This window comes from Thalassotalea insulae (genome assembly GCF_030161395.1).
In the GTDB taxonomy this organism is placed as follows: Bacteria; Pseudomonadota; Gammaproteobacteria; order Enterobacterales; family Alteromonadaceae; genus Thalassotalea_E; species Thalassotalea_E insulae.
Map to the genome: position 1 here is coordinate 2,531,789 of NZ_BSST01000001.1, position 16,974 is coordinate 2,548,762.

Consider the following 16,974-nt stretch of genomic DNA (forward strand, 5'->3'; position numbering starts at 1 on the left):
AAAAATTTGCTTTTCCATTTCTTTCAAGGCACACTCAATCAACTATTATTAGAACGTGTTGAGCTTTGCTGTATGAGCTTGGCTGAAAAAGCAAACTTGAAAGATCGACACGCGTTAAAAAAAGCACGATTGTTCACCCGACATTTAATTGAGGAGACCAGGCATGTTATTTCAAGGCAAGAGCCTTTCTGCCGAGCTGTTGGACAACGGTATTGTTGAATTTAAGTTCGATGCCGAAGGTTCAGTAAATAAGTTTGATCAGGAAACATTTAAAGAATATCGAGAAATTGTAGCTGCCATCAATAATTGCAGCGAGGCAAAAGGTGTATTGGTAACGTCTGGTAAGTCTAGCTTTATCGTTGGCGCTGACATTACTGAATTTTTGGACATGTTCAAAAAACCAGAAGATGAACTGGTGCCGTGGATTAAAGCGGGCTCGGACGTATTTGACAGCTTTGAAGATTTAAACATGCCGACCGTAGCAGCGATTAACGGTTTTGCCTTAGGTGGCGGCTGTGAAATGACTTTGGCTTGTGATTACCGTATTGCCGACAGTACCTGCTCTATCGGGCTACCGGAAGTGAAATTAGGCTTAATGCCTGGCTTTGGTGGCACGGTACGTTTACCACGTATCATTGGCGCTGATAATGCCGTTGAGTGGATGTCGACTGGTAAAGCGCATAAACCAGAGCAAGCATTAGCAGTTGGGGTGTTAGATGCGGTAGTCGCACCGGAAGGTTTACGTGAAGCGGCACTTAAAACCTTACAACAAGCGATAGATGGTAAATTGGATTGGCGCGCCAAACGTCAGCCGAAACTGGAGCCGCTAAAACTATCACCAACTGAAAGTGTCATGACTTTTACCACTTGTAAGGGCATGATCGCGGCTAAAGCCGGTAAGCATTATCCCGCGCCTATGGTAACGGTTAGTACGATTGAGGCAGCAGCAGGTTTAGATCGTGCAGGTGCCATGGCATTGGAAAATCAGGGGTTTGCTAAGTTAGCTAAAACTGATGCTGCGACTGCGCAAATTGGTCTGTTTCTGGCTGATCAGGTGGTTAAAGGAAAAGCGAAAAAGGCTGGTAAGTTAGCAACGAAATCTGTTGATCGTGCTGCAGTATTAGGTGCTGGTATTATGGGTGGCGGGATCGCTTATCAATCCGCCTATAAAGGCACCCCGATTGTCATGAAAGATATTAATAACCAGGCGTTGGATCTGGGTTTAACCACGGCTGCCGGTATCTTATCAAAGCTTGCCGATCGTGGTCGTATTAACGCTAAGAAAATGGCTGGTGTGTTAAATAATATAACGCCAACTTTAAGTTATGACAGCGTTAAAGATGTTGATATTGTTGTTGAAGCGGTAGTTGAAAACCCTAAAGTGAAAGCTGCAGTGTTAGCGGAAGTGGAAAGTCATGTTAGTGAAGACGCTATTGTCACTTCAAATACTTCTACTATTTCTATTGATTTGCTAGCACAAAGTGTGAAACGAAAAGATAAGTTCTGTGGCATGCACTTCTTTAATCCGGTGCATAAAATGCCGTTAGTGGAAGTGATCCGTGGCAGTGAAACATCCGATGAAACGGTTGCCGCCGTCGTTGCATATGCCGCTAAAATGGGTAAGTCGCCGATTGTAGTGAACGACTGTCCAGGTTTTTACATCAACCGGGTGTTATTTCCATATTTTGCCGGTTTTAGCCAATTATTGCTCGAAGGTGCTGACTTTGTTGCGGTAGATAAAGTGATGGAAAAACAATTTGGCTGGCCGATGGGACCTGCGTATTTACTTGATGTTGTTGGTATCGACACTGCAGATCACTGTACCGGTGTGATGTCGGAAGGTTTCCCAACACGAATGGCTAAAATTACTAACGATCCGGTTAGTGCCTTGTATCAGGCTGATCGTTTAGGCCAGAAAAATGGTGGGGGCTTCTTTGATTACGGTAAAGATAAACGTGGTAAGCCAACCAAAGTAGCAGCGCAGGCCGCATACGATCTGTTTCAAGTGGAACAAAAAGAGTTTACTGCTGATGAAATTATTGCCCGCTTAATGATCCCTATGGTTAATGAAGTGATTCGTTGTTTAGAAGAAGGCGTCGTTGATAGTGCAGCTGAAGCGGATATGGGGTTAATTTACGGCTTAGGTTTCCCACCGTTTAGAGGTGGTCCAATTCGTTATCTTGAAACCTTAGGGTTAGATAACTTTATTGCTATGGCAGATAAATATGCGCATTTAGGTGAAATTTATCAGGTAACCGATGGTTTAAGAACCATGGCTGCCTCAGGCCAATCATATTTTACAACTGATGTTAAACAAGCGTAGGAGCCTCTCATGAAAGATGTCGTAATTATCGATACTATTCGTACACCAATGGGACGCTCGAAGGCGGGCGTTTTCCGTAATGTTCGTGCAGAGACACTGTCTGCACATCTGATGCAACAGTTATTAGTGCGTAACCCTAATTTAGATCCAGGATTAATAGACGATATTATCTGGGGGAATGTTAAGCAAACTAAAGAGCAGGGCTTTAATATTGCCCGTAATGCCCAGTTATTAACGGATATCCCTAAACATGTTGGCGCGGTCACCGTCAATCGTTTATGTGGTTCATCAATGCAAGCCTTGCATGATGCCACTACTAATATCATGGCGGGTCAGGGAGATGTCTTTATTGTTGGTGGCGTAGAGCATATGGGCCATGTGCCTATGATGTATGACGTAGATTTTGATCCGGCATTAAGCAAGTATATTTCTCGTGCGGCCGGCAACATGGGGTTAACCGCAGAATTATTGGGTAAACAACATGGCATCACTCGTGAACAACAGGATGCGTTTGCTGCCCGCTCACATCAAAGAGCACACCAGGCAACATTAGAAGGCCGCTGGGCTAATGAAATTGTTGCTACCCAAGGCCACGATGCTATTGGGGCTTTATCTTTAATAGAGCACGATGAAGTGATCCGTCCGGAAACCACTGTCGAGACGCTAGCAGGGTTACGACCAGTGTTCGATCCTGCTAATGGTACTGTTACTGCTGGTACGTCTTCAGCATTGTCAGATGGAGCGTCAGCGATGTTAGTAATGTCTGCTGATCGTGCCAAGGAACTTGGTTTAACGCCTAGAGCTAAAATCCGTGGAATGGGGGTTGCAGGCTGCGATCCATCGACTATGGGGTTTGGTCCGGTTCCCGCAACGAAAAAGGCATTAAAACGTGCAGGCTTATCGCTTGCAGACATTGAATTAGCAGAGTTTAATGAAGCATTTGCCGCTCAAGCGTTATCTTGTGTTCGTGCATTAGGGTTAGAAGAGCGTGCCGAAGATATGGTTAACCTTAATGGCGGTGCTATTGCCCTAGGTCACCCGTTAGGATGCTCTGGGACTCGTATTACCGGGACGTTATTGAACTTGATGGAAGGACAAGATGTTAACCTTGGACTTGCAACTATGTGTATCGGTTTAGGCCAAGGTATTGCGACTATTATTGAGCGTGTATAACGCGTTTATTGATAGCGAATAAAGTATTAAAAAACGCCAAGCCGTAATAAAGGAGCTTGGCGTTTTTATTTGTTGGTTTATTTATTGTAACGGAAGTTTTTAGCTATTATCCAAGGAATAAGCTTATCGGCTGCCATTGGCTTCGCATAATAGTAGCCTTGTACTATTTCTCCCCCTAATGATTGGAATTTCTTCAATTGTGCTTTTGTTTCAATACCTTCTGCAATCAATCGGTAGTTAAAATCTTTACTTAGCCCGATAATACTTTTTACGATCGCCTCATCTTTTTTATCTGTTTTAATATTTTGGATAAAAGCTCTATCTACTTTTAATGTGTTAAGCGGTAATTGTTTTAAATAATTGAGCGAGGCGAAGCCGGTACCAAAATCGTCTAAGGCAATGTTAATGCCTAGTGCTTGGCATTTACTTAATACTTCCACTGCCTCATCAATATTTGCTATTGATACTGATTCCAGTACCTCAATTTCTAGTAGAGAGTAAATACTTTTAGGGTAATCAATTAAACTTTCGTGTAAGCGATCGATAAAATCTCTTTTGAGAATATGAGCGGGCGTAATATTGATACTGACCTGAATGTTATAACCGGCTTTACGCCAAAGTGCACATTGCTTTAGAGCATGGTTGATGACCCATTCACCTATTTTAATTCCCATCGCTGAATGTTCTAACGCGTGTGAGAAGTAGCTAGGTGAAAGTACTCCTTGCTCAGGATGATGCCAGCGAATTAGCGCTTCGACACCAATGAATTCATTAGTTATGCTGTTAATCTTAGGTTGATATAACAAATTAAATTGTTTGCTGTCTATTGCGGCACCAACTTCGGTCAGTAATTTTCTCAGCTGAACTTGTTTTTTTTCTTCTTCTGGATCAAAAAATGAAATTTTATTGCGACCAGAATTTTTTGCCTGATACATGGTTTGATCGGCGCGGCGTAATATTGTATCTGCGTCTAATTTAGCATCGTGAATAATAGTTACGCCAATACTGGCTGATATTTTAACAAAGGACTCATTAGGTAATTGTATTGGCACACTTAAAATTAATAGGACACGTTTAAGTAAATCTTCACACTCCTCAATGTCATTAATGTCGTCTAGCAGTAGTACGAATTCATCGCCTCCTATTCTGGCTATAGTATCACTGGTACGTAGCGTATAAGTTAATTTTTTTGCTATTTCAACGAGAACAAAATCACCAGCGTCATGACCGTGATTATCATTTATCGGTTTGAAGTGATCTAAATCGATAAAAGCCAATGCGGCTAGCTTTTCTTGTCTTTCAATATGTTTAATGGTTTGTCTTAACCTGTCCAATAATAATGGCCGACTAACAAGGCCAGTTAAATTGTCAAAATGGGCAAGCTCATTAATTTCTTGCTCATATTTAGCTTTACTAATGGCGTTTAAAATTGCATGGAGTAGTTGAGTTGCCTTTAAGTGGTTTTTAATTAAGTAGTCACTGGCTCCTAGACGCATGGCTTCTGCTGCAACTTCCTCACTACCTAAGCCGGTGATAATAATAACAGCACAATTTTTATCTAATTGGGTACGAATTTGGTTTAGTAACTTCAGGCCGTCTTCGTTACCGAGGCGATAATCAACAATAATACAGTCGTAGTCACTATTTTTTATAACTGCAATAGAGTCTTTAACAGATGAAGCTTCTTCAATGGAAGCTGGTAAATCAACCAGCTTCAACAAGCGACGTATTTTTTCTCTATCGACATCGTCATCATCGACTACAAGTAGCTTTAAGTCACTAGTATTCATCTATACCTATATCCTTATAGGGCTTTATGGCGTCATTTCTACAGCTGTTTGATAGCTGAGTAATAACGATGCTAGCTTTGAAAATTGCGGCCCAACAGCAGACTTTACCATGTAACCGGCGACATTATGATAGTACGCCTGAGTACGGTCAGTTTCTGAGTCTGATGTTGTTAAGACAAAAATGACTAAATCTTTCAGATCTGACGAGGTTCTCACTACCTCTAAAAACTCTAAGCCGTTCATAACTGGCATATTAAGATCTAGTAAAATAATTAGCGGGCGCTTTAAAGGGCTATATTCTTCATCAGCCCGCAATATATCGAGTGCCTCTTTGCCATGAGTTGCCAATACAATAGGGATATTCGGCGCTACTTTCGATAAGCTTCTGACCACAGCTTCTGCGGCAACATCATCGTCTTCCACTAATAAGATATTGAGGTTTTTAATCATGGGTATCTTTCCTTATAAAACGCGGCCACCAAATATGAAAAGTTGCGCCTTTTTCCGGACTGTTATTTTCTACGCATATGCGTCCACCATGGGTTTCTGCTAAACGTCGACAAACAGATAAGCCGATGCCGGAGTTGCCTCTTTCTGAGGAAGTGACCGTTTGAAATAACCTGAATATCCGCTCTGTTGCAGCTTCTGGGATACCGGGGCCATCATCAGAAACGGCAAAGTGCAACATGCTATTTTCGCGGTGGCAGGCAATATTGATGGTGCCTGCTTCCTGGTCATGGTGCTTAATAGCGTTGCTGATCACGTTGCGTAAAATGGTTTCCAGTGGGGTCAGGGTTGATCTTATTTGACCTTCTGAAATGTCGAGTGTCAGTTTAAATGATTTTGGAATTTCCAAAAGTGCTAAGGTATTGTCGATGAGTTCTTTTATATTAATCGAGCGAATATCGGATTGAATATTCCCGGCACGGGCATAGGAGAGCAGGTTGTTAATCATAGTCTCCATCTTATCGACTCGTATGGAAATACGGTCGATGTTTTTATCAATATCTGGTGAACGTTCTGCTGGTAAGTCTTCTTTAATCCATTCCAGAAGATCTGATATGCCGCGCAGAGGGGAGCGCAAATCATGGGAGGCTACATAAGTAAATTCTTCAAGATTGGTGTTGGTCTCTTTAAGTTTATTTTCCATGCGTTTTCGAGTGGTAATATCCACCAGTGAAACCAAGATCATTTTATTGTTGTTTTCGTCAACAAACGGCTTTAAGCCTATTTCTATCGGAAACTCTCTGCCATCAGCGTGTAGAGCCGTTAAATCTCGACCGACTCCCATCATTCTGACGCTTGGCTGTTCAGTATAAGATTGTCTTAAATGCTGATGACCATTGCGATAACGCAGCGGTAGCAGCATTTCAATTGACTGACCAACCAGTTCGTCTATGCTATAGCCGAAACAGCTGCATAATGAGGTGTTGGCGAACGAGATAGTCCCTTCTTGACTGACGACCAGTACGCCATATGGGGCGTGGCTGACAGAGTTTTTAAACATTTGATTGGCTTGCAGGCGGGCAGAAATGTCGACTAGTGTAGCTAGTACTAGAGTATGACCATCGACCTCAATAGGATTTAAGCCTATTTCTATCGGGATTTTTTCGCCATCTTTTTTTAAGGCAAATAGTTCTCTGCCTGCCCCCATTTGCCGCTTTGCTGGGGATGTTAAAAAGTGCTGCATCAGTGATTGATGCCTACTACGGTATTCTTCTGGCAACAGCTTTTCTATATTGCTATCAGCCAATTCTTCCAGTTGATAACCTAAGGTGTTAGCAAGTTCATGATTACAATGTAATATATTGCCTAGTGAGTCGACCACTATGGCACCGGAAGGAATAATATTTACTAGCAAACCCAGTTGCTGCTCTTCTAACGAGAACCGTGTCTTTATATCCATATAATAGTAATTATTTTAAAAAGCGCCTATGTCTTTTTATAGTGCAGAAGTACAATAAAAGCGAGTTTTAGTCGCAATGTTTTTGATGAAACTTTTGTTGCGTGACAGATGAAACTACCCGTTCTACGGGCTGGTTCCAAGTAATAATAAATGTTTTATTAGCAGCTTAGGAAATATCTTCAAACGCTCTAACTTTATCGCCAGTTCATTCTGATTGAAGTTGTTATAGCCATATATCTGCTCTTAGGGAAAGAGCTGTGCTAATAACATTTTCGTAAAAATAAAGCCCAATAGCAAAGTTTGTTATTGGGCTTTCATTCAAATTTGACTTACTAACTTTTAAGCTAACGAGTCTTGTAATGGTGGTACCACCTGTTTCTTACGAGAAAGTACACCGTCTAACCATACTCGACCATTTTCTGATGCTTTACCGTAGGCTTTTTCGGTTAAGTTATCGTTGTCACTGACTACTAGTACTTCCGAACCTTCTTTCATAATGTCGGTTAATAACAACATAACGCTATGGCGATTACCTTCGGCTTTAAGCTTGGCGATATCAGCTTCTAGCTGTTCTTTGATGTTGTCAAAGATGGCGAGGTCGATCACTTCTAACTGACCAATACCGACTAAGTTACCATTCATATCAAAGTCTTTAAAGTCACGTAATACTAAGTCGCGGATTGGTGTGCCTTCAACAGCCGATTTTACTTTAAACATTTCCATGCCTAAGGCTTTTGGATCGTCAATGCCTGCTATTTCAGCTAATGCCTCAACACATTTGATATCGGCGGTGGTACAGGTTGGCGACTTAAAGATAACGGTATCAGATAAGATCGCGCACATCATGGCGCCGGCGATGTTCTTCGGGATTTCAACATTGTGGAAATCGTACATCATCTTGATAATAGTATTGGTACATCCTACCGGACGGATCCAGCACTCTAATGGCGTCGAGGTAGTAATATCGCCCAGTTTGTGATGGTCGATAATACCTAAAATAGTGGCATCATCGATATCATCAGGGCCCTGTGTACGTTCTGAATGGTCAACAATATATAAGCATTCACCTGCATAGCTCATTTTAAGCTCAGGTTGTTCAAAGCCAAATTTATCTAAAATAAATAGCGTCTCAGGTGATAATTCACCTAAACGTGCAGGTACCGTCTCTTCACCTAAGGTAGTTTTTAGATAAGAAAGCGCAATCGCTGAACAAATTGAATCAGAATCCGGAATTTTATGTCCGACAACATAATGTGGCATATTTTAATCTCATATGGCGTTAATCAGTAAACTAACGCTATTTTAACAAACTTTCATGAATAAAAAAAAGCCACTTAAAGTATAAGTAGCTTTCTTTTGAGAATATAGTGACTAAAAGGGGAAGCTTTTAGTTATTGTACTTATTGATAGTAGCTTAAGCAGGTTTCGACTTCGTTTTTCGAACCCATGATCACTTCCACTCGTTGATGAATGCTATCCGGTTCTATATCCATAATACGACCTTGTGAAGTCATGGCTAAACCACCTGCCTGTTCAATTAAAAAACTCATTGGATTGGCTTCATACATCAAACGTAATTTATAAGGTTTTTCCTGGTTTTTGTTGTCAGCAGGGTAAGTGAAAATACCACCGCGGGTTAATACTCGGTGAATATCTCCAACCATGGCTGCTATCCAGCGCATATTGAAATTTTTGCCGCGAGGGCCCTTTTCACCTAGCACCAAATCATGAATGTAATTTTTCATTGGTTGCTGCCAGAACCTTTGGTTTGACATATTTATTGCGAATTCTTGGGTATCCTGAGGCACTTGCACATTGCGCTCTACCAGCAAATAGCCCCCATGGGTTCTATCTAATACATAAAAGTGGGTGCCTTTACCTGTGGTCATTACTAACATCGTGGATGGACCATAAAGGACATAACCAGCACAAACCTGCTTATGACCTGGCTGTTTGAACATATCCGGATTATCGGCAGCCATGTCTTCAGGGGCTTGGTGAATGGAGAAGATGGTACCTATTAATGAATTAATATCGATGTTGGAGCTGCCATCGAGAGGATCAAAAGAAACGATAAACTTGCCGTTTGGGTCACCGGCTACTGAAGTGTCTTCTTCTTCAGAGGAAATCGCTTTAACAAAGCCAGACTCAAGCAGAATATCTTTAAATAATTCATTTGCAACAACATCTAGCTTTTTTTGTACTTCACCCTGAATGTTTTCATCTAAGGTAGAGCCTAATAAGCCTCCTAAATGTGCCTGACTGACGCGAAAAGAAATTTCTTTGGTCGCTGCTAAAATGGTTTTTATTAATGAAATCAAATCTAAAGGTACATTATCCTGACGTAAAGCTGGGGCAAGTCGCTGCATGGTTTTACCTAATTCTTTAGTGAAATACTCTTTTTGAGTAAATTAGTTATTGTTTCTTTTTACTTCTGCTGGCAGCTATACACTGACTAAGTAAAAGTAGGTACGTTAAAGTTTATCGTTTTTTAGCGTTAAAGTAAGCATAGCAATGAAAACTGAAACCTTTCACTCTCGCTTTCATTGCTAATTATAACAATAAATTGCTGCTTATCTGTAGTGTTAAACGGATAAATTTTAACTCAATGGCTGTTATGTATGGCCACAACCTTAAGCGACTTTTTATTGTTCTTGTCGTCTTTTTCAGCCGAGATTGCGAAAGGATGAAAAACGACTTGAGGGGAAGGAGTCCTCAAGTCGCAGTGCAATTAGCACAACAGTAGTGCAATTCCACGAAAGCAGGTAGTGCTAAACGACCTTTGCGGTGTTACTCGTTTGGTAAAATCTTGGGTTAAATCTCTGTAATATTTTAGTCGGGGTCAGCACGATAATATTGCCAATAAAAATCAGTAATAGACCAAAGAAAGTAAATCCACTCCACTGAAAGTTCTCAACAAATGTCGAGATGATCACAGCAACCGCTGGAAACATTATCGTGCTATATGAGGCCTTATGAGCACCGATATTATTGAGTAGTGTTAAATAACAGGTAAATGCCACAACAGAACCAAACACTGCGAGATATATTAATGACGAAATATAAGAGAACGTCATTGAAAAAATGAACGGTTTCCCTTGAACTATATTCATTAGTGCCATAAATAGAGCACCATAAAACATCCCCCAGAAGGTGGTTGGCAATAATGCCAGTCCCTGCTTTTGATTGCGCATTGACAGCATATTACCCGTTGAAGCAAACAACGTGGCGATAAAACAAAGAGCGAGTCCTAGTATTGCCTGATGATCAAAAGTTGTTTGATGAACTTCTGGCCAGAATAGAGTGACAATTCCTAGAATACCGATAGCACCACCTAGATAGGCGCGAATGGTGATCTTGGTCTGATACCAGAGACGGGCATTAATAATGTTAACAAACAGAATTAAGGAAAACGCGATGCAGGTGAGTGCAGAATTAATATATTGCTGGGCATTGTACAACAAATAATAGTTACAGCTAAATAGCGTCATACCAAACAAAATTAGTTGTAAGTGTTGTTTAGCATTAAAACGCAGTGATTGGTTTTTCAGCTTACAATAAGCAAACAGTATTAACGCCGCCAAACCAAATCGATAACTTAAAGACGCTTCGTGGGCGACGTCGCCTAACTGGTAATTAATAGCGATCCAAGTTGACCCCCAGATCAGCACTGTGATCAAGTATAACAGGCTATTGTTCATCGTTAGTCTTGCCCTTGCTGTCGAGAAAGGCAACAGATACGTTCAATTTGCTTTGCTAGCGGAATGGATGGCGATTCCTGAACAATCAGTGTTTGTGCTAACTGATTATTTGCCATTACATTAATCCATTGTTGTACAAGTTGTTTAATCAAATAAGCAAAAGTCATCGTCATCTCCAATAAAGCTGTTGTTAGCACTAGGGCTGATAGCCTGATATCTACTAATGTATGTTGATAGACAGTTTACGGATAATTTGTTTTAATAACATATACAAAAAAATAGAAATAGAACCTATACAGTTTATGCGATTACTTGATAAATCAGCACCAGAATTTTTGTATCAACAAGTCATCGATTTTATTGAGCGACAAGTTGAAAGTGGCATTTTAAAGCCCGGCGATAAGTTGCCGAGTTTGCGTAAGCTCAGCCAGCAATTTGAAATTAGTGTTCCTACGATAAAACAAGCATATATAGAATTGGAGCGTCAGGGCATGATTTGTGCCCGGCCACAATCTGGTTATTACTTGAAAGCAAAACAGGCGAGAACTTTATTGCCAATGCCGGCAAAGTGGGCTTGTTGTCAACCAGTAGAAGTGTCATGTCGCAGTCTAATTGAACAGGTTTATGATGCGATTCATCTGCCTGATACGGTTGCGTTAGGGATCTCTAATCCGGTTAATGCCCATCCACCTGATAAAGCGCTGGCTCGTTTAATGCGTACTGTTTTAAGCCGGGTTTCAGCGAAGGCGGTCAGTTATGGTCCGTTAAATGGCGATGCTAAATTACGTTTAACCATAGCATTAAGGTATCAGGAGCTGGGTATTGATGTGAATCATCAGGATATGGTGATCACTAATGGTGCACAGGAAGCAATTGCAATTGCCTTGCAATGTGTGGCGCAGCGCGGCGATATTATCGCGGTTGAGTCACCGTGTTATTTCGGTTTGATTGAGCTTATCGAAAGCCTGGGGATGAAAGCGCTGGAGGTATATACCTGTACTGAAGATGGTGTTTGTGTCGATGAATTAGCTAAAGTCTTAGAACAACATCCGGTTAAAGCTTGTTTGTTTTCGACTGCGATCAATAACCCACTGGGTTCTATGATGTCGAACGAACACCGTCAGGCATTGGTGCAGTTGTTGGAATCTCGTGATATCCCGTTAATAGAAGACGAAGTCTATAGTGATATCTACTTAACAGAACAACGTCCGGTACCAGCACAGCTATATTCGGAAAAAGGGTTGGTGATGTCTTGCTCATCTTTTTCTAAAACTGCAGCACCAGGTTATCGTATTGGTTGGCTAATTCCGGGTAAATATGAGGAAGAAGCTAAGCGAGTTAAACGGGCAATATCGTGCTCAACTACTATGTTGCAGCAGTGGACATTAACGGATTATTTGTTAAGCGGTGAATATGATCGTCACTTACAAGTGCTTAGAAAAACCTTACGTTATAATTGTGAGCGGATGCGAGCATTAATCGCTGAGCATTTTCCTAAAGAAGTGTGTATTTCTCAGCCTCGGGGCGGCAGTGTGTTATGGGTGCGTTGTCGATCTCATGTTGATACCAAAGAACTGTTTTTTCAGGCGATTGAAAAAGGGGTCAGTTTTGCCCCTGGCGAAATATTCTCTCCTTCCGGAAAATACAAAAACTATATGCGTATTAGTTTTGGTGTCCGTTGGTGTGAAGCTATCGAAAAGGCGATCAAAACCTTAGGTGAATTAGTGCATCAATATCCTGTTAATAAATAACCCTAACCTGGTTAAATAATAATTAATGAAATCATCAGATAGCATAGATCTTAGTAATGAACAGCGTAAACTACCATTAGCGTTTCTACTTCCGTTATTGGCGTCAATTATCGCAGTGTCACCGCTGGCGATTGATATGTATTTGCCTGCAATGCCGATACTTGCAGAGCAATTTAATACTGAAATTCCGAGTGTGCAAAATAGCTTAAGTGTTTATCTATTAGGTTATGCTTTAGGGTTATTGTTTTTTGGTCCGTTATCAGACAAATTTAGCCGACGAAAACTGGTAATAGTTGGGCTAACGGGCTTTGCGCTAGCAAGCTTCTGTTTACCATTTGTTTCCTCTATTAATCAGTTTATTGGGGTACGCTTTATCCAGGCATTTATCAGTAGCGCTGCAACTGTGGTCGTACCGGGAACAATACGAGAACGCTACGGTAAAAATACCGCGAAAGGTTTTTCTTATGTCTCGATGATCATGATGTTAGCGCCTATGGTTGCACCTACGATGGGCAGCGTATTGTTACTCAACAGCTGGCAAACGATATTTTTTGTTTTGGCTGGTTATAGCGTGATTGTGTTGCTCTTGGCAATGGTGTACTTGCCTGACGTTGAGCATCAACTGTCATCTGCAAATATTAGCTTTATCCAGCGTTATAAAATTGTGTTCGCGCATAAAAAAGCGCGTTTTGATTTGATTACTTCTATGGTGGTTTCTTTGGCGTTTTTTGCCTTTATCACCTCTATTTCTTTTGTTTATATTAAGGTTTACCAGGTATCAGAATTTACTTTTAGTATGCTGTTTGCCATCAATGTGTTGGGCCTAATGACCGCTCATTTTATCAATACCAGACTAGTGGTTCGTAAAGGGTCTCGAACTATGCTGAGTTACGGCCTAATACAGGCTTTATTTGCTGCTACTTGTTTGGTGTTTGTTAATTATTGGCAATTGCCTTTAGTTTATACCGTAATTTCGTTATTACTCTTAATGCCGAGCCTGTCGATGATAGCAGTAAATGCTGATGCTTTGATTTTACTAGAATTTCCGCAGGAATCTGGTACGGCTACTGCGGTTATTGGGGTGTTACGCTTTGGCATAGGATCACTAGCCGGGCCAATCTTAGCGTATTTTTATGACGGTAGTGCCTTACCTTTTGCCATGCTGATGTGGTGTGCGATGTTGGTGGTATTGCTCTCTCAGCTTATGAATAAGTTGACGAAAGAAGTAAATGAATAACGAACAGCTTTGATTAATAGGTGACGTGCTGGATAGTACAAAACTGAGGCTGTGCTTGGCTTAGTTATTGCTCGTTTGATGCTTCGTCCGCCTGTTCTTTCAGTTCAACCTGTTTAAGGCGCCAGGTTTTTAACTCAGCATAGTAATGATCCCAAACACAGGGATTACAGGCACTGTCACAACATTCACTATCTGCGGGAGGCAGTGGCTTTTCGTTTATTTCGTTCATATTTACTACTCATTTCTACTGGCTTAAGGAAAATTGCCAGAAACTTAACGTTATTTTACTATTTTTTGCTTGTTATTGCCACGAGTTGCAACATGGCACAGTGGTTAATCAGACAATAAAAAGCCCTGTAAGTACAGGGCTTAAATAATCAAGAATGGTGAGTTACTCACTTTCAGAGAGTTTTTTCTCTAAATAGTGAATATTAGCGCCACCATTGACAAATCCTTGATCGTTAAGGATGTCTTGATGTAGGGCAATATTCGTTTTAATACCGTCAATCACTAACTCGCTTAAGGCATTACGCATACGCGCAATAGCAACATCACGATTATCGCCATAGGTAATTAATTTACCTATCATGGAATCATAATGAGGCGGCACAGAATAATCAGCGTAAATGTGAGAATCCCAGCGCACTCCCATGCCACCTGGTGGATGGAAACGGGTGATTTTACCTGGTGAAGGAATAAAGGTTCTTGGATCTTCCGCATTAATACGGCATTCAATTGAATGGCCTGACACTTTAATATCTTCTTGCTTATAAGATAAGGGTTGCCCGGCAGCAACACGTAATTGCTCTTTAATTAGATCTACGCCAGTGATCATTTCAGTAACTGGATGCTCTACCTGAATACGAGTATTCATTTCAATGAAATAAAACTCACCATTTTCATAAAGAAATTCAAATGTACCCGCACCGCGATAATCAATCTCGAGACAAGCATTGCAACAACGCTCACCGATCTTAGCTCGCATTTCCGGCGTAATACCAGGCGCAGGTGCTTCTTCTACTACTTTTTGGTGACGACGCTGCATTGAACAGTCGCGCTCACCTAAATGAATCGCACCACCTTGGCCATCAGCCATCACCTGAATTTCAACATGACGTGGGTTTTCAAGGAATTTTTCCATGTAGACCATATCATTATGGAATGCAGCGCGCGCTTCTGATTTTGTTAATTGGATAGCATCTAATAACTCAGACTCTTCGCGAACGACACGCATACCACGACCACCGCCGCCACCGGACGCTTTTATAATCACCGGATACCCGATGCGTCGACCATGAGCAAGGTTTAGTTCAGCATCATCAGTTAATGGGCCATCAGAACCAGGTACGCAAGGTACTCCTGCTGCTTTCATCGCTTTAATTGCTGAAACTTTATCACCCATTAAACGAATACTTTCTGCTTTCGGGCCAATAAAAGTAAAGCCTGATTGCTCAACTTGTTCTGCAAAATCAGCGTTTTCCGCTAAAAAACCATAACCAGGGTGAATGGCTACAGCATTGGTGACTTCGGCTGCAGTGATAATGCTCGGAATATCTAAATAACTGTCAGTAGCCGGTGCTTTACCAATACAGATGGTTTCATCTGCTAATAGTACGTGTTTTAAATTACGATCGGCAACCGAATGGACGGCAACCGTTTTTATACCTAACTCTTTACATGCGCGCAGAATTCTTAGCGCAATTTCGCCACGGTTGGCGATAACGACTTTTTCTAACATGGAATTACCCTTACTGGTTGGGCTTATTCAATGATGAATAGCGGTTGATCAAATTCAATAGCGTCTTCGTTGCTCGCTAAAATTTCTTTAATAACACCAGATTTATCCGCTTCGATTTGGTTCATCATCTTCATGGCTTCTAAAATACATAAAGTGTCGCCGGCATTGACGTGTTGACCGACTTCAACAAATGCCGGTGCATCAGGTGAAGCTGCTGAATAGAAGGTACCTACCATAGGTGAGCGTACTATATGACCGCTTAAGGTTTCAGCGGCTGATTCTGTCGCAGGTGCAGAGGCTGGCGCAGGAGCAGGGGCAGCTACCGGGGCTGGAGCAGCCATAGGTGCAGCAATCATAGTGCCACCACGGCTAATGCGTACTGACTCTTCGCCTTCTGAGATTTCTAATTCGTTAATACCTGATTCTTCTACTAATTCGATAAGTTTTTTAATTTTACGAATATCCATGAGATTACCTTATAAACTGTTTTTTATAGTTTCTAATAAGCAATTAATTATTTTAATTACCCTGTGTATTGTTTAACCAATCTGTTGCAGCATCTAATGCGTAGCGATAGCCATTTTTACCACATCCGCAAATAACCGCTTGTGCAATATCGGAGAAATAAGAATGTTGGCGAAATGCTTCTCGGGCATGAACATTAGTTAAGTGAACTTCGATAAACGGAATATTGACCGCCAATAGAGCGTCTCTAAGGGCTATGCTTGAATGAGTAAGTGCTGCTGGATTGATAATGATAAAGTCTACTTGTTCAAATGATTGATGAACTTTATCGATTAATATATGTTCGGCATTTGATTGCAAATGACTTAAGTTAATATTGTGGTTTTGTGCAATATCCGTTAATTCATCCATGATAGTTGCTAATGACAGTGAACCATAGATCTCAGGTTCTCGCTTGCCTAGCATATTTAAGTTAGGGCCATTAAGCACTAAAATGTTAAACTTTGCTGTCATCTTTGTTAAAACACCACGTAAATATAGTTTATGTCGTTATCATCACACAATTGCTGTAATAATGGAATGATGAATTGTATTTTGCAATAAATTATAAAATTAATCGCATATTATAGAGTTTTCGCCGAAATTAGCAGCAAAATACTGGTCTAATCTCTTTGGGTTGGTGTTTTTTATAGCAAACAGACCTAAAAATTTGTCATTTAGCTTATTTTTACTAGACTTAGTGTGAAAAAATATGATTCTATTTGTTTTAATTTTAATTACTTAGCTACTTTTCATTGCTAATTGTTCGTCTCGGTATGATCAGATAGAACATTATTGTGTCAGTGATAAGGATATCGTTATTCTTCGTGTTCTTAAATTGAGTTTGTTTA

15 protein-coding genes are annotated in these 16,974 nt (G+C 40.9%); 4 read left to right on the forward strand and 11 right to left on the reverse strand.

The features are described from left to right. Positions 1–163 precede the first annotated feature (163 nt). Both fadB and fadA read left to right on the forward strand, forming a co-directional pair. Complete coding sequence (fadB, locus tag QQK06_RS11540; protein ID WP_284244827.1) at positions 164–2,323, forward strand: fatty acid oxidation complex subunit alpha FadB; 2,160 nt, start codon at positions 164–166, stop codon at positions 2,321–2,323. 9 nt (positions 2,324–2,332) lie between these two features. After that, entirely contained in the window at positions 2,333–3,496 is a 1,164-nt protein-coding gene (gene fadA, locus QQK06_RS11545; RefSeq protein ID WP_284244828.1) for an acetyl-CoA C-acyltransferase FadA, read from the forward strand. Between the two features lie 77 nt (positions 3,497–3,573). Here the strand turns inward: fadA and QQK06_RS11550 are convergent, their stop codons facing one another. The 7 genes from QQK06_RS11550 to QQK06_RS11580 form a co-directional block, all read right to left on the reverse strand. After that, on the reverse strand, positions 3,574–5,286 hold the full coding sequence (locus QQK06_RS11550) for an EAL domain-containing protein (protein ID WP_284244829.1): 1,713 nt from the start codon (positions 5,284–5,286) through the stop codon (positions 3,574–3,576). Between the two features lie 24 nt (positions 5,287–5,310). After that, positions 5,311–5,736, reverse strand: coding sequence for a response regulator (locus tag QQK06_RS11555; protein WP_284244830.1), 426 nt, complete (start codon positions 5,734–5,736; stop codon positions 5,311–5,313). Continuing rightward, positions 5,729–7,192 (reverse strand): sensor histidine kinase, encoded by a 1,464-nt coding sequence (locus QQK06_RS11560; RefSeq protein ID WP_284244831.1) that lies wholly within the window; start codon positions 7,190–7,192, stop codon positions 5,729–5,731. Before QQK06_RS11560 ends, QQK06_RS11555 begins: the two co-directional genes overlap by 8 nt. A 339-nt stretch (positions 7,193–7,531) precedes the next feature. After that, positions 7,532–8,452, reverse strand: a complete 921-nt coding sequence (locus QQK06_RS11565) for a manganese-dependent inorganic pyrophosphatase (RefSeq protein ID WP_284244832.1) — start codon at positions 8,450–8,452, stop codon at positions 7,532–7,534. 140 nt (positions 8,453–8,592) lie between these two features. Further along, the gene (locus QQK06_RS11570) at positions 8,593–9,561 is read right to left on the reverse strand and encodes a class 1 fructose-bisphosphatase (RefSeq protein ID WP_284244833.1); all 969 of its coding nucleotides are present in this window, start codon (positions 9,559–9,561) and stop codon (positions 8,593–8,595) included. Between the two features lie 402 nt (positions 9,562–9,963). Continuing rightward, positions 9,964–10,893: a DMT family transporter gene (locus QQK06_RS11575; protein WP_284244834.1), complete on the reverse strand. Its 930-nt coding sequence runs from the start codon at positions 10,891–10,893 to the stop codon at positions 9,964–9,966. A 2-nt stretch (positions 10,894–10,895) separates the two neighbouring features. After that, positions 10,896–11,060, reverse strand: coding sequence for a hypothetical protein (locus QQK06_RS11580; RefSeq protein ID WP_284244835.1), 165 nt, complete (start codon positions 11,058–11,060; stop codon positions 10,896–10,898). Positions 11,061–11,195: 135 nt separating this feature from the next. Here QQK06_RS11580 and QQK06_RS11585 point away from each other — a divergent pair, with 135 nt between their 5' ends. Both QQK06_RS11585 and QQK06_RS11590 read left to right on the forward strand, forming a co-directional pair. Next, positions 11,196–12,644, forward strand: a complete 1,449-nt coding sequence (locus QQK06_RS11585; protein ID WP_284244837.1) for an aminotransferase-like domain-containing protein — start codon at positions 11,196–11,198, stop codon at positions 12,642–12,644. A 25-nt stretch (positions 12,645–12,669) separates the two neighbouring features. After that, a complete protein-coding gene (locus QQK06_RS11590) occupies positions 12,670–13,881 on the forward strand; it encodes a multidrug effflux MFS transporter (protein ID WP_284244838.1) in 1,212 nt (403 codons plus the stop codon). A 64-nt stretch (positions 13,882–13,945) separates the two neighbouring features. Here the strand turns inward: QQK06_RS11590 and QQK06_RS11595 are convergent, their stop codons facing one another. From QQK06_RS11595 to aroQ, 4 genes are all read right to left on the reverse strand, one after another. Beyond that, entirely contained in the window at positions 13,946–14,110 is a 165-nt protein-coding gene (locus QQK06_RS11595) for an oxidoreductase-like domain-containing protein (protein ID WP_284244839.1), read from the reverse strand. 162 nt (positions 14,111–14,272) lie between these two features. Continuing rightward, positions 14,273–15,619: an acetyl-CoA carboxylase biotin carboxylase subunit gene (gene accC / locus QQK06_RS11600; protein ID WP_284244840.1), complete on the reverse strand. Its 1,347-nt coding sequence runs from the start codon at positions 15,617–15,619 to the stop codon at positions 14,273–14,275. Between the two features lie 23 nt (positions 15,620–15,642). Next, positions 15,643–16,086: an acetyl-CoA carboxylase biotin carboxyl carrier protein gene (gene accB / locus QQK06_RS11605; protein WP_284244841.1), complete on the reverse strand. Its 444-nt coding sequence runs from the start codon at positions 16,084–16,086 to the stop codon at positions 15,643–15,645. A 52-nt stretch (positions 16,087–16,138) separates the two neighbouring features. Next, positions 16,139–16,597 carry a type II 3-dehydroquinate dehydratase gene (aroQ, locus tag QQK06_RS11610; RefSeq protein ID WP_284244842.1) on the reverse strand — a complete coding sequence of 153 codons (459 nt, stop codon included), beginning with the start codon at positions 16,595–16,597 and terminating at the stop codon, positions 16,139–16,141. Positions 16,598–16,974 lie beyond the last annotated feature (377 nt).